The sequence below is a fragment of the Luteimonas sp. J29 genome (assembly GCF_000472505.1).
In the GTDB taxonomy this organism is placed as follows: Bacteria; Pseudomonadota; Gammaproteobacteria; order Xanthomonadales; family Xanthomonadaceae; genus Luteimonas.
The window spans coordinates 11,348-24,299 of record NZ_AWZR01000003.1; the positions used below are offsets into that span (position 1 = coordinate 11,348).

General features: G+C 67.9%; 8 protein-coding genes. 6 read left to right on the top strand and 2 right to left on the bottom strand.

The features are described 5' to 3' along the window. Positions 1-6 precede the first annotated feature (6 nt). From LUTJ29_RS0105085 to LUTJ29_RS16230, 3 genes are read left to right on the top strand one after another with little or no spacing between them, the layout of a single operon-like run. Complete coding sequence (locus LUTJ29_RS0105085; protein WP_027071594.1) at positions 7-1,911, top strand: hypothetical protein; 1,905 nt, start codon at positions 7-9, stop codon at positions 1,909-1,911. Continuing rightward, the gene (locus LUTJ29_RS0105090) at positions 1,901-2,731 is read left to right on the top strand and encodes a hypothetical protein (RefSeq protein ID WP_144774543.1); all 831 of its coding nucleotides are present in this window, start codon (positions 1,901-1,903) and stop codon (positions 2,729-2,731) included. Before LUTJ29_RS0105085 ends, LUTJ29_RS0105090 begins: the two co-directional genes overlap by 11 nt. Continuing rightward, positions 2,728-3,444, top strand: a complete 717-nt coding sequence (locus LUTJ29_RS16230) for a DUF6339 family protein (RefSeq protein ID WP_051322727.1) — start codon at positions 2,728-2,730, stop codon at positions 3,442-3,444. Before LUTJ29_RS0105090 ends, LUTJ29_RS16230 begins: the two co-directional genes overlap by 4 nt. Here the strand turns inward: LUTJ29_RS16230 and LUTJ29_RS18615 are convergent. Continuing rightward, on the bottom strand, positions 3,422-3,691 hold the full coding sequence (locus LUTJ29_RS18615; protein WP_144774542.1) for a hypothetical protein: 270 nt from the start codon (positions 3,689-3,691) through the stop codon (positions 3,422-3,424). The two genes, LUTJ29_RS16230 and LUTJ29_RS18615, sit on opposite strands and share 23 nt — an antisense overlap. Before the next feature lie 36 nt (positions 3,692-3,727). Then, positions 3,728-7,474 (bottom strand): methylmalonyl-CoA mutase family protein, encoded by a 3,747-nt coding sequence (locus LUTJ29_RS0105100; protein ID WP_027071596.1) that lies wholly within the window; start codon positions 7,472-7,474, stop codon positions 3,728-3,730. Between the two features lie 452 nt (positions 7,475-7,926). Between LUTJ29_RS0105100 and LUTJ29_RS0105105 the strand changes: the two genes are divergently transcribed. The 3 genes from LUTJ29_RS0105105 (at position 7,927) to LUTJ29_RS0105115 (ending at position 12,907) form a co-directional block, all read left to right on the top strand. Then, positions 7,927-9,486, top strand: a complete 1,560-nt coding sequence (locus tag LUTJ29_RS0105105) for a phospholipase D family protein (RefSeq protein WP_027071597.1) — start codon at positions 7,927-7,929, stop codon at positions 9,484-9,486. A gap of 577 nt (positions 9,487-10,063) precedes the next feature. Then, positions 10,064-11,164 (top strand): Glu/Leu/Phe/Val dehydrogenase dimerization domain-containing protein, encoded by a 1,101-nt coding sequence (locus tag LUTJ29_RS0105110; protein ID WP_027071598.1) that lies wholly within the window; start codon positions 10,064-10,066, stop codon positions 11,162-11,164. 585 nt (positions 11,165-11,749) lie between these two features. Then, entirely contained in the window at positions 11,750-12,907 is a 1,158-nt protein-coding gene (locus LUTJ29_RS0105115) for an isovaleryl-CoA dehydrogenase (protein WP_027071599.1), read from the top strand. The last annotated feature ends 45 nt before the right edge of the window (positions 12,908-12,952 follow it).

The following is a 12,952-nucleotide window of genomic DNA, read 5'->3' on the forward strand; positions in this document are numbered from 1 at the left end:
AAGCAAATGACACTGGAGTGGCGATTCCTGACCAATGAGGGGCAGGAAGAAGAAGGCCTTGGTCACGCGGGCATCGAAACGTTCAAGGGCTCGCCCTTTCCCGGGCTGGCCCGGGAGAGCGCCCAGAACAGTCTTGATGCCTGCCTGAAGGACGACCATGGCGGGCACCTGCCCATCCGGATGGTGTTCCGGCAGATGTCGGTTCCCCGTGACTCGATTCCGGTGGCGGACGCCTTGCAGGAGGCCCTTGACGCCTGCCTTGAGCGCTCGCGCAGCCGGCGCATCCGCAAGGACACCCAGTTCTTCGAGCTGGCCTGTGCGGAAATCCGCAGGCCGGCCATCAGCATCCTCGCTGTGGAGGACTACGGAACGACGGGGCTTGTAGGGCCGTCCGTTCCTGGAAAGCCCTTCCATGCGCTGGTGAAAGGCTCCGGCGTCAGTCAGAAGAGCAGTTCGGACGCCGGTGGCTCGTTCGGTATCGGGAAGAATGCCGCGTTCGCGGTTTCCCGGTTCCGGACCGTCTTCTACTCCACCCTCTACAGCGATGGCCCCTCGGACCGGTTCCTCGCACAGGGCAAGGCGATTCTCGTCTCCCATACCGACTCTTCGGGAGCGGAGAAGCGAGGAATCGGCTATTGCGGTCGACCCGGCTTCCAGCCCGTCCCCGAGGCTCCGGCATTGCCCGGCTGGCTGCACCGGTCCGAAACCGGCACCACGGTCGCGTCCCTCGGCTTCCTGAACGAGGACGGCTGGGAATGGCAGATGACGGAGTCGCTGGTCCGCAACTTCTTCGCGGCCATCCTGGAAGGCGCGGTGTCCTTCAGCGTCGTCCCCGAGGGCGGTGATCCGATCGAGATCGACCCGTCCACTCTGGGCGCGCTCTTCGAGCATGACAGGGTCCTGAAGGCTGCAGAGGATACGGGCTCATCTGCAGACCTCGCGTTCGCCGCAGCTCTCTACCAAACCCTCGTTTCACCCGACACACGGACATTCGAGCAGCAGTTCGACGGAGCCGGCACCTTCAGATTCCGGCTGCTTGAAGGTGCAGGACTGCCTCGCAGAATCGGGTTCCTGCGCAACGGGATGTATCTCACGGACAATCTTCGCCACTTCGGGCACCCGCTCGCGCGATTCAGCCTTTCGCGCGACTTCGTGGGTGTCGTCGAGCCCGTCGATATCAGGACCAGCGGCCGCGTCCGCGATCTGGAGAATCCACGCCACGACGAGCTCTCCGCGGACCGGCTGGATGATCCCCGGGAGAAGCGGCAGGTCCGAGCCGGAATGAGGAAGCTGGGCGCCTGGATCCGGGAAATCATCAAGCAGGAGACCTCGACGCCTCCCGAGGCGGAGATGCTGCTCGACGAGATGAACAGGTTCTTCTCGACGCCGGAGTCCGGCAGGGACATTCCCGACCCGGCGAACAGCCAGACAAACCCCGAGCGCATCAGGATCAAGCCGAAGACGACCACGTCCCGGCCCAGTGGAGCGGGTCCCGAAGGCGAAAGCGGTTCAGCAGGGGGTCGCAAGGCCAAGGGCGCAGGCGGTGGCCGTACATCGGGCGCCCGTCCTGGAGGCGGTCGGGGTCTCTCCGGCGGACGGGGCGGCAGGAGCATTCCGTTCCGCTCCTTGCGGACGCATGTGCCGGACGCAGGGCGGCCCAACACCCGGACCATCAGCCTCGAGCCGGAGGCGTCAGGGATGGCGCGGCTCGAGGTTCTCCTGATCGGTGCAGCCAGCGACGAGCCGCTGGACGTGGTCTCGATCAACGGCCACAGATGCGCCAAGACCCCTTCCATCCAGCTCGATCAGGGACAGAGGAAAGCCGTGACCGTCGAGTTCTCGGAGCCCTACACGGGCCCCATCCGTGTGGTGCTGTCCAGAGTCGAGGAGGCGTCCGCCGATGCTGATTAGGCCGACCACCGCATTCGCCCATCCGGTCCTCTCCCCCCATACAGACGACTACGGCGACCGGACCTTCGATATCCTGCTGGAGATCGAGGAGTCGCCAGAGGCCGGCGAAGTGGTCCTGAGCGGCCACTACGTTCTGGACGATGGTGACGTGACGGAGCTCATCCGGAGCCGCCAGGCGACTGTCGGGATCGTGGTCGAATCCCTGGAGACCTACTTCCAGACATTCGTACCCCTTTCCGGGACGCTCTTTACTCTCGAGTTCAAACGGGGCGAACTGCGCGGCCGGGTGGGGATCCAGGCGGTCGTCGCGGCGACAGAGGACGGGGTCGCTCTTCGCTCACCGCATATCGCATCCGACTACCCGGCCCATACGAAATCTCTGCAGCCGGGCCAGATCGTCGCCGCCAGCAGTATCCACTGGTTCGAGGCCGGTCTGGACAAGCTGCTCCCGATGGAGTCGATCTTCCGCCTGATCGCCAATGAGGAGATGGGAGACGGGATGTTCCAGGTCGGCCTGGACACTGAGGCCATCCAGATCGAGGTGAACCGCAAGCTCTACGACACCATCTACGGCATCCGCGGCAGCAGCATGCGCGACATTCTTCTTCCATCGCTGTTCCTGCCTGCTGTGATGAACGCCCTCGATGCAATGCGGACGTCAGGGAGCGAGGGGCTCCGCTGGCACCGGGTGATTGAAGCCCGCTGCAGCAATGAAGGCATCACGATCGACGCCAACACCGACCTTGCGTGGGCTGCACAGCGCCTTCTCGAGGGCCCTCTCGGCCTGCTGGGCACCCTGTTCAAAGAGGAAGACAGATGAGCAAGCTGCTCTACGTCGGTCAGCAGACCGCGGATTTCCTTTCCGACAACATCGAGGAGCATCTGGACCGGTACAGGGAAGCCGGGTTCGAAGATCTCGAGTCCAGCGGTGACTGGCGCATTCCGCTCTCGGTCGAAGTCGATCTGACGCCGCTTGAAGATCTCATCGCCGACAAGGGACGGGATGCCGAAGTCCGGAACTCGATGCTGGTCGGCCACGCCTTGGCCTCGCTCACCCCAAGCCTGGCGCGGGAGAACAGGGTGTGGATCCGGCTGAGTCACATCGAGGGAATTGCGTACGCGCGTGAACGCTGGCTTCACAACGTTTCGCAAGAGAAGATTGCCCAGGCCATCCGGATCCACTTCTTCGCGTCGACCTGGACCCAATGCCGGGACGATCACGCGCTCTCCCGGCTGTGGTGGAACCATCACATCGCCTCTTCAATCCAGCCTGACGATCCCGAGCGGGCACTGCGATTGATTCTTTCGACGGCGGATATCCGCTCGAACCTGATCGAGCGGGCCAGGGTCGGAACGAGGCTTCCCTTGGCGAAGGCGATTGTGAGGCGGCTGGAACGGGACGCGCAGCTCGCAGCTTCGGAGTCGGCATTCCGCAACTTCATGAAGGCCCTGAACATTCGTGCCGCGGGTGCCCAGCTTGAGATCTGGGACGAAGAACGCATGGACAGATTCATCGCGCAGTGCGTCGAGTGATGGCAACCAGCGGATGCTTGAACACACGCGTCAGCTTCAACGAATAAGGTGCCTGTTCCCGATCAAGAAGATCACCACTTAGGGAGCGCCACCCGTCCGCTTGGGCAGCGTCGAGCTCGTCGAGCTTGATTCGCCTCTGGTCAAACTTCGGATTCCGACGACGGTATTCCGCACGCAGTTCGCTTTCTTTGTCCAGCAACGGCCAAAGCAACGCCTCGGACTTCTCCGTCACACGCTTCTTTCGCACTAGCCCCCCTCTTTGACTGTGCCGCAGCTGATCCAGCTACATATTCCGCCGATACTCCCCCCCCACCTCATACAAGGCATGACTGATCTGCCCCAATGAGTGGGTCTTGACCGCTTCCACCAGCGCCTCGAACACATTCCCCCGCCGCCGCGCCGTGTCCTGAAGATACGCCAGGCCGTGGCCGTCGTGCACTTCGTCGGCGACGGTTTCATCCTCAACCACGTGGGCGTGGGAGGTGGAGCCGCCCCCATCCCGGCCTTCCCCCGCGTGCGGGGGAAGGAGCGAGGCAAGGCGGTTGCGGATGGACTGCCAGTTGCGGACGTTGGCGATCTGCTGGGCCTTCTCTTCCTCCGTCGAGCGGATCAGCTCGATCTCGGTGGCCACCTCGCCGCCGTGCTCCTTGGGCAGGAAGGTGTTGACGCCGATCAGGGGCAGGCTGCCGTCGTGCTTCTTCTGCTCGTAGTACAGGCTCTCTTCCTGGATCTTGCCGCGCTGGTACATGGTGTCCATGGCGCCGAGCACGCCGCCGCGCTCGCTGATGGCCTCGAACTCCTTGTAGACGGCCTCCTCCACCAGGTCGGTGAGCTGCTCGACGATGAAGCTGCCCTGCCAGGGGTTCTCGCAGTAGTTCAGCCCCAGCTCCTTGTTGATGATCATCTGGATCGCCACGGCGCGGCGCACGCTCTCCTCGGTCGGCGTGGTGATGGCCTCGTCGTAGGCGTTGGTGTGCAGGCTGTTGCAGTTGTCGAACAGGGCGTACAGGGCCTGCAGCGTGGTGCGGATGTCGTTGAACTGGATCTCCTGGGCGTGCAGGGATCGGCCGGAGGTCTGGATGTGGTACTTCATCATCTGCGAGCGCTCGTTGGCGCCGTAGCGCTCGCGCATCGCTCTTGCCCAGATGCGGCGGGCGACGCGGCCGATGACGGTGTACTCCGGGTCCATGCCGTTGGAGAAGAAGAACGACAGGTTGGGCGCGAAGTCGTCGATCTTCATCCCGCGCGCCAGGTAGTATTCGACGATGGTGAAGCCGTTGCTTAAGGTAAAAGCGAGCTGGCTGATCGGGTTCGCCCCGGCCTCGGCGATGTGGTAGCCCGAGATCGACACCGAGTAGAAGTTGCGCACCTTGTGGTCCACGAAGTACTGCTGGATGTCGCCCATCATGCGCAGGGCGAACTCGGTGCTGAAGATGCAGGTGTTCTGGGCCTGGTCTTCTTTCAGGATGTCGGCCTGCACGGTGCCGCGCACGGTGGACAGCGTCTCGGCCTTGATCCGGGCGTAGGTCTCCGGGTCCACCAGCTGGTCGCCGGTCATGCCGAGGAAGGCCAGGCCGAGGCCGTCGTTCCCCTTGGGCAGGTCGCCGTGGTAGCGCGGGCGCTCACGGCCTTTGAAGAACGCGTCGATCTTCTTCTGCGCCTCGGCCCAGCGCTCCGGGTCGGCGCGCAGGTACTTCTCCACCTGCTGGTCGATGGCGCAGTTCATGAACATCGCGAGGATGATCGGCGCCGGGCCGTTGATGGTCATCGACACGCTGGTGGTCGGCGCGCACAGGTCGAAGCCCGAGTAGAGCTTCTTCATGTCGTCCAGCGTGGGGATGTTGACGCCGGAGTTGCCGATCTTGCCGTAGATGTCCGGGCGCGGCGCCGGGTCCTCGCCGTAGAGGGTGACGCTGTCGAAGGCGGTGGACAGGCGCGCGGCCGGCTGCCCCAGGCTCAGGTAGTGGAAGCGGCGGTTGGTGCGCTCGGGCGTGCCCTCGCCCGCGAACATGCGGGTGGGGTCCTCGCCGGTGCGGCGGTAGGGGTACACGCCGCCGGTGTAGGGGTAGTAGCCGGGCAGGTTCTCCTTGCCGAGGAAGGCGAGCAGTTCGCCCCAGCTGCGGTACCTGGGCGCGGCGATCTTGGGGATCTTCTGGTGGCTGAGGGACTCTCGGTAGTTCTCGACCCGGATGGTCCTGCCGCGGACCTGGTACTCGTTGACCTCGTCGGTGATGGACTTCAGCCGCTGCGGCCACTCGCGCAGGTTGCGCAAATGCCCGGCTTCGATGGACTGGATGGCGTCGTTGTAGCGCTGGCGCAGGGTGAGCAGCGAGCGGTCGGGGGCGTCGCCCGGGGCGGCGAGCAGGTCGGCGGCGTCGTAGAGCTCGAGCGGCTTCGGCAGCCTGGGGTCGTCGAGTTCCTTCAGCGCCTGCCAGCAGGCCTGGGCGCGGTCGGCGGCCTCGGCCTGCTTCTCGATCGAGGCGTTGATGGCCCTGCCCTGCTCCGCGATCTCGGACAGGTAGCGGACCCGGTTGCCGGGGATCAGGACGGTGGCGCGCGGTTCGCGGATCGAGGTGTCGATGCGGGGGTTGAAGTCGCAGCGGGGGGCGGCGGGAACGGCCGTCGGAGCGGCCGCAGCCGCATGGGCGCCTGCAGGAGCGGCTGTAGGAGCGGCTTCAGCCGCGACCGTCGCTCCAGGGGTTTCGTCGTTGGCCGGGGTTGGGGTCGCGGCTGAAGCCGCTCCTACAGGGGCCACCGGGGTGCCCGGGAGGTGGAGTTTTTCGCGCAGCAGGCGGCAGAGGTTCGCGAACATCCAGCTGATGCCGGGATCGTTGAACTGGCTGGCGATGGTGGGATAGACGGGAACGTCGTCGTCGGCGACGTTGAAGGCGGCGCGGTTGCGCTTCCACTGCTTGCGCACGTCGCGCAGGGCGTCCTCGGCGCCGCGCTTGTCGTACTTGTTGAGCACGATCAGCTCGGCGTAGTCGATCATGTCGATCTTCTCGAGCTGGCTGGGCGCGCCGTAGTCGCTGGTCATCACGTACATCGGGAAATCGACCAGGTCCACGATCTCCGAGTCGCTCTGGCCGATGCCGGCGGTCTCGACGATCACCAGGTCGTAGCCCAGGCCCTTGAGGAAGGCGATGCAGTCGGTGAGCACCGCGTTGGTGGCCACGTTCTGGCGGCGGGTGGCCATCGAGCGCATGTACACGCGGTGGCTGCGCAGCGAGTTCATGCGGATGCGGTCGCCCAGCAGCGCGCCGCCGGTGCGGCGGCGGGTCGGGTCCACCGAGACCACGGCGATGCGCATCTGCGGGAAGCAGGACAGGAAGCGGTTGAGCAGTTCGTCGGTCACCGAGCTCTTGCCGGCGCCGCCGGTGCCGGTGATGCCGATGACCGGCGTGGGACCGGCATGGCCGGCCGCGCCCGCGGCCCACTGCTTGCGCAGCATGGCCAGTTCGGCGTCGGAGTACGCGCCGTCCTCGATCGCGGAGAGCACGCGGCCGATGGCGATCTCGTCGTCCAGCGACGGCCGCGTGCCGGCCGGCTGGCGGGCCTCGGCCGCGCGCGCGTCGCGGGCCCTGGACACGCGCTCGACCACGTCCTCGATCATCTCCACCAGGCCCAGCTTCATGCCGTCGTTGGGGTGGTAGATGCGTTCGACGCCGTAGGCCTCGAGCTCGCGGATTTCCTCGGGCGTGATCGTGCCCCCGCCCCCGCCGACCACGCGGATGTGTCCGGCGCCGCGCTCGCGCAGCATGTCCACCATGTACTTGAAGTACTCGACGTGGCCGCCCTGGTAGCTGGACAGGGCGATGGCGTCGGCGTCCTCCTGCAGGGCGGCGCGCACCACGTCCTCGACCGAGCGGTTGTGGCCGAGGTGGATGACTTCCGCGCCCTGGGCCTGGATCAGGCGGCGCATGATGTTGATCGCCGCGTCGTGCCCGTCGAACAGGCTGGCGGCGGTGACGAAGCGCAGCGGGGTGGCGTCGGGCTGGCGCGCGGGGAGCTGGTTGGCGGGGGTGGCCATGGCGCACTCCGGCATGATTTCAGATGAGACCGATTGTAGCGCGGGGGGCGGGGCGGCCTTCCGGCGGCGGCGAGGCTGCGGGGAAGCGCGACACCGGGCGCGGTACGGGTGTCGCCGCCTCTCGTGGCGCACCCATGTGTCGCCTTGACGCCATTGCCCACGCCGGGCTGGCGCGCTCGCCTTCGGGCGACCGCAATGCCCTCACCTCGAAGGCGGGAGTCGCGGCGTCCGGTGAAGCGGGCGCACGGCACGCTTGCCGCCGCGCGCCGGATCGTCGCGGCACCCCACCCGCCCCGCCCCCCTCGGCAGCGGGCGGTGAAGCCGGGGAGAGGGACAGCCCCCGGCCCAGGTGCCACACTTGCCGCCGGCCGCCCTGCCCGCCACCTGGCGTCCACCCCACCTGCCACACGGCTTTCCGCGACGCCACGAGGTTCCAGGACTTCCGCCATTCCATGAAGAGCCGCATCAAACGCATCCTGGCCTGGGGCCTGTTCTCGCTGGCCATGCTGGTGGGCAGCGGCATGCTGCTCGCCGACCGGCTGATGCCGCCGGCCACCGGCCTGCCCGGCTTCGCGCTGCCGGTGAAGCCCGGGGAGACCGAGCTCGACCGCGAACTCGAACCGCTGCTGGCGCGCCGCCCGGGCAAGACCGGGGCGATCCTGCTGCCCGACGGCCTGGACGCCTTCGCCTCGCGCGCCCTGTCCGCGCGCAAGGCCGGGCGCAGCCTCGACCTGCAGTACTACATCTGGCACGACGACCTCACCGGCCACCTGCTGATGCACGAGGCCTGGAAGGCGGCCGAGCGCGGCGTGCGCGTGCGCATGCTGCTCGACGACATCAACACCTCGGGCAAGGACGCGGCACTGCTGGCGCTGGACTCGCATCCGAACATCGAGATCCGCGTCTACAACCCGTTCCGCAACCGCGAGGGCCTCGGCCGCCTGGTCGAGATGGTGCAACGCATGTTCAGCATCACCTACCGGATGCACAACAAGGCCTGGATCGCGGACAACCGGGTGGCGATCGTGGGCGGGCGCAACGTGGGCACCGAGTACTTCGACGCCCACGGCGAGACCAACTTCCGCGACCTGGACGTGCTGCTGTTCGGCCCGGCGGTGGAACAGGCCAGCACGATCTTCGACCAGTTCTGGAACAGCGACGCGGTGGTGCCGATCGCCGAGCTCAATTCCAAGCCGCGGCGCAAGCTCGACACCGTGCTCAAGGCGATCGAGGAAGAGGCGCGCGGCAACCTCGCCCGGCGCTACCTGGACCGGGTCGATCTGTCGCCGAACCTGCGCGCCTACCTCGCCCAGGAGCTCAGTCCGCACTGGACGGACCGGGTGCGCGTGCTCTCCGACCCGCCGCTGAAGTGGAAGCAGGAGCGTTCGGGCGACTACCTGGTCGCCGGGCTGTACGAGGTGGTGCGCGAGGCCAGGCACAAGGCGCTGCTGATCTCGCCCTACTTCGTGCCCGGCGAGGAAGGCGTGGCCACGCTGGGCAAGCTGGCGCGCAACGGCGTGCACGTGGGCGTGATCACCAACTCGCTGGCGGCCAACGACGTGGTCGCGGTGCACGGCGGCTACGCCAACTACCGGCGCACCCTGTTGCGCACCGGGGTGAAGCTGTACGAGATGCGGCCGCGGTTGGAGCAGTCCGACGCGAGCCTGTTCGGCAGCAGTGGCGCCAGCCTGCACACCAAGGCGTTCGTGGTGGACGACCGGCACGGGTTCATCGGCTCGTTCAACATCGACCCGCGCTCGATCGACCTCAACACCGAGATGGGCGTGCTGTTCGACGACCCGCCGCTGGCCCGCGCCCTGCGCGACGAGTACCTGCGGCTGGCGGGCAAGGACAGCAGCTACTGGGTGTACCTGGACCCGGAGGGCGACCTGCGCTGGCTGGACCGCGCCGAGGACCCGCCGGTGGTGCTCGAGCACGAGCCGGAGTCGGGCCTGTGGTCGCGGATCCTGGCCCGGGTGGTGGGCTGGCTGCCGGTCGAATCCCAGCTCTGAGCCCGGGTGGGCCGCACGGCCCACCGCGCCCTTGGCCCCTCCCCGCTTGCGAGGGAGGCCCGGAGCGGGGGCACACGGCCCACCATGCCCTTGCCTCCCTCCCCCGCTCACGGGGGAGGGCCGGGGTGGGGGCAGCCAGGCGACGGAAGCAGCAAGCGCGCCTGCGGCGCGGCCCCCATCCCAACCTTCCCCCGCAAGCGGGGGAAGGGGCCGGAGCTTGCGGATCGTGGTGCCCCGTCCCCGCCCGCGAGGGAGGGTTGGAGTGGGGCACACGGCCCGCCACGCCCTTGGCCCCCTCCCCCGCTCGCGGGGGAGGGCTGGGGTGGGGGCAACCAGGCTGCCGCGACCAGTCCAGCGCCTTCGGTGCCCGCCCCCATCCCGGCCTTCCCGCGGGCGGGGAGGCGCCGCCCCCCTGCCGAAAGTCACGGGCAATTTCCGGGCAGGTGCGTAGAATGCCGCCACCCGAAATTCCCGGCGGCCCCCGAGGGGCGTTCGCATCGCCGGCCAACCCATGCCATCCAGCCGCGCCTGGAAGGGTCCCGTGCCGCGCGCACGGCGCCCGCGACGGAGTTTTTCCATGATTTTTGAACAGCTTGGACACTACGGCCACGAGCAGGTCGTGTTCTGCCACAACCCGGACATCGGCCTGAAGGCGATCATCGCCATCCACAACACCGTGCTGGGCCCGGCCCTGGGCGGGACCCGGATGTGGCCGTACAAGAACGACGCCGAGGCCCTGGACGACGTGCTGCGCCTGTCGCGCGGCATGACCTACAAGAACGCCGTGGCCGGCCTGAACCTGGGCGGCGGCAAGGCGGTGATCATCGGCGACCCGGCCACGGACAAGTCCGAGGCCCTGTTCCGCGCGTTCGGCCAGTTCGTCGATTCGCTGGGCGGCCGCTACATCACCGCCGAGGACGTCGGCATCGACGTCAACGACATGGAGTTCGTGTTCCGCGAGACCCAGTTCGTCACCGGCGTGCACCAGGTGCACGGCGGCTCGGGCGACCCCTCGCCGTTCACCGCCTACGGCACCATGCAGGGCCTGATGGCCGCGCTCAACCGCCGCTTCGGCGACGAGGAGATCGGCAAGTACAGCTTCGCGGTGCAGGGCCTGGGCCACGTCGGCTTCGAGTTCGCCAAGCTGCTGAGCGAGCGTGGCGCCAAGCTGTTCGTCACCGACATCCACCAGGACCGCATCGACCGCGCGGTGAGCGAGCTCGGCGCCGAGGCCGTGGGTCCGGACGACATCTACGACGTGGACGTGGACGTGTACTCGCCCTGCGCCCTGGGCGGCACGCTCAACGAGCAGACGCTGCCGCGGATCAAGGCCAAGGTAGTGTGCGGCGCGGCCAACAACCAGCTGGCCAACAACGCGATCGGCGACGAGCTCGAGCGCCGCGGCGTGCTGTACGCGCCGGACTACGCGGTCAACGCCGGCGGCGTGATGAACGTGTCGCTGGAGATCGACGGCTACAACCGCGAACGCGCGATGCGGATGATGCGCACGATCTACCACAACCTCACGCGCATCTTCGAGATCTCCGAGCGCGACGGCATCCCGACCTACCAGGCCGCGGACCGCCTGGCCGAGGAGCGCATCGCCACCATCGGCAAGCTCAAGCTGCCGATGGGCCGCAGCACCCCGCGCTTCCAGGGGCGGATGCGGGGCGGCTGAGGCCCCGCAAGCGGCAACCAGCGTCGCCGCATCGCGGGCGCCGCATCTCCTCCTTCCCCCGTTCACGCGGGAGGGAGCCACAGCTGTTGCCCCCACCCCAGCCCTCCCCCGCACGCGGGGGAGGGAGCCGAAGCTGTTGGCCGCACGCCGCTGCCCCTTCCCCCGCTAGCGGGGAAGCCCGGGATGGGGCCACTTGGCCCTCGCCGCATCCCGGTTCCCCGCGCTCCGATGCCCCAACCCCAACCCTCCCCGCACGCGGGGGAGGGAGCCAATGAAGCCGCACTGCGCGCTCCTGCCCCTTCCCCCGCTTGCGGGGAAGGCCGGGATGGGGGCCGCCTGGCCGGCGCTTAGGCGTCCTTGTCCAGCTGCTCCGATGCCCCCTCCCCAACCCTCCCCCGCACGCGGGGGAGGGTTGGGGAGGCTGGCACGCGGACTTGGCCGCTTTCGCGTTTCGGGACGCGCGAGTGGGTACGCTATCTGGACGCCGGCGATTGAAGCGCGCGCCGCACCGGGCCGCGGGCGGCATCTGCCCGGCCCCGCCCGGCAAAGTAGTAGCATGTGAAACAGTCCACCAGGGAGCACGGAATGCGGACGTTTCCGCTCGGGGAGGAGATCGACGCGCTGCGCGAGGCGGTGAGGCGGTTCGCCGAGGCCGAGATCGCGCCGCGGGCGGCACGGATCGACGAGGAGAACGCGTTCCCGCAGGACCTGTGGCCGAAGCTCGGCGAGCTGGGCCTGCTCGGCATGACCGTGCCCGGGGAATTCGGCGGCAGCGACATGGGCTACCTCGCCCATCTGGTGGCGATGGAGGAAATCTCCCGCGCGTCCGGCTCGGTCGGCCTGAGTTACGGCGCGCACTCCAACCTCTGCGTGTCGAACCTGTACGCCAACGGCAACCAGGCCCAGCGCGAGAAGTACCTGCCGAAGCTGTGCAGCGGTGAGTGGAAAGGCGCGCTGGCGATGAGCGAGCCGGGGGCCGGCTCCGACGTGGTCGGCTCGATGAGCTGCCGCGCCGAACTCAAGGGCGACCGCTGGATCGCCAACGGCAACAAGATGTGGATCACCAACGGCCCCGAAGCCGACGTGCTGGTGGTCTACATGCGCACCGCCAGCCGCGAACTCGGCAGCAAGTGCATGACCGCCTTCATCGTCGAGAAGGGCTTCAAGGGCTTCCGCACCGCGCAGAAGCTCGACAAGCTCGGGATGCGCGGCTCCAACACCTGCGAGCTGGTGTTCGAGGACTGCGAGATCCCGGCCGGGAACGTGCTCGGCGAGGTCAACAACGGGGTCAAGGTGCTGATGAGCGGGCTCAACACCGAGCGCCTGGTGCTCACCGGCGGGCCGCTGGGGCTGATGCAGGCCGCGCTCGACATCGCCCTGCCCTACGTGCGCGAGCGGCGGCAGTTCGGGCAGCCGATCGGCAGCTTCGGGATCATGCAGGCCAAGATCGCCGACATGTACACCGCGCTGCAGTCCTCGCGCGCCTACGCCTACCAGGTGGCGCGCGACTACGACGCCGGGCACCGCTCGCGCATCGACGCGGCGAGCTGCCTGCTGCACGCCAGCGAGGCCGCGGTGCAGGTGGCGCTGGAGGCGATCCAGGCGCTGGGCGGGAACGGCTACATCAACGAGTACGCGACCGGGCGGATCCTGCGCGACGCCAAGCTGTATGCGATCGGCGCCGGCACCAACGAGATCCGGCGGATGCTGATCGGGCGGGAGCTGTTCGCCGGGAATCATTGAGCTGCCCTCCCCGCAAGCGGGGGAAGGAGCGGACTCGAGGATCGC

Excerpts from the sequence above, each read along its gene's own strand:
- LUTJ29_RS0105085 (WP_027071594.1), top strand. The coding sequence starts at position 7 with ATGACACTGGAGTGGCGATTCCTGACCAATGAGGGGCAGGAAGAAGAA.
- LUTJ29_RS0105090 (WP_144774543.1), top strand. The coding sequence starts at position 1,901 with ATGCTGATTAGGCCGACCACCGCATTCGCCCATCCGGTCCTCTCCCCC.
- LUTJ29_RS16230 (WP_051322727.1), top strand. The coding sequence starts at position 2,728 with ATGAGCAAGCTGCTCTACGTCGGTCAGCAGACCGCGGATTTCCTTTCC.
- LUTJ29_RS0105100 (WP_027071596.1), bottom strand. The coding sequence starts at position 7,474 with ATGGCCACCCCCGCCAACCAGCTCCCCGCGCGCCAGCCCGACGCCACC.
- LUTJ29_RS0105105 (WP_027071597.1), top strand. The coding sequence starts at position 7,927 with ATGAAGAGCCGCATCAAACGCATCCTGGCCTGGGGCCTGTTCTCGCTG.
- LUTJ29_RS0105110 (WP_027071598.1), top strand. The coding sequence starts at position 10,064 with ATGATTTTTGAACAGCTTGGACACTACGGCCACGAGCAGGTCGTGTTC.
- LUTJ29_RS0105115 (WP_027071599.1), top strand. The coding sequence starts at position 11,750 with ATGCGGACGTTTCCGCTCGGGGAGGAGATCGACGCGCTGCGCGAGGCG.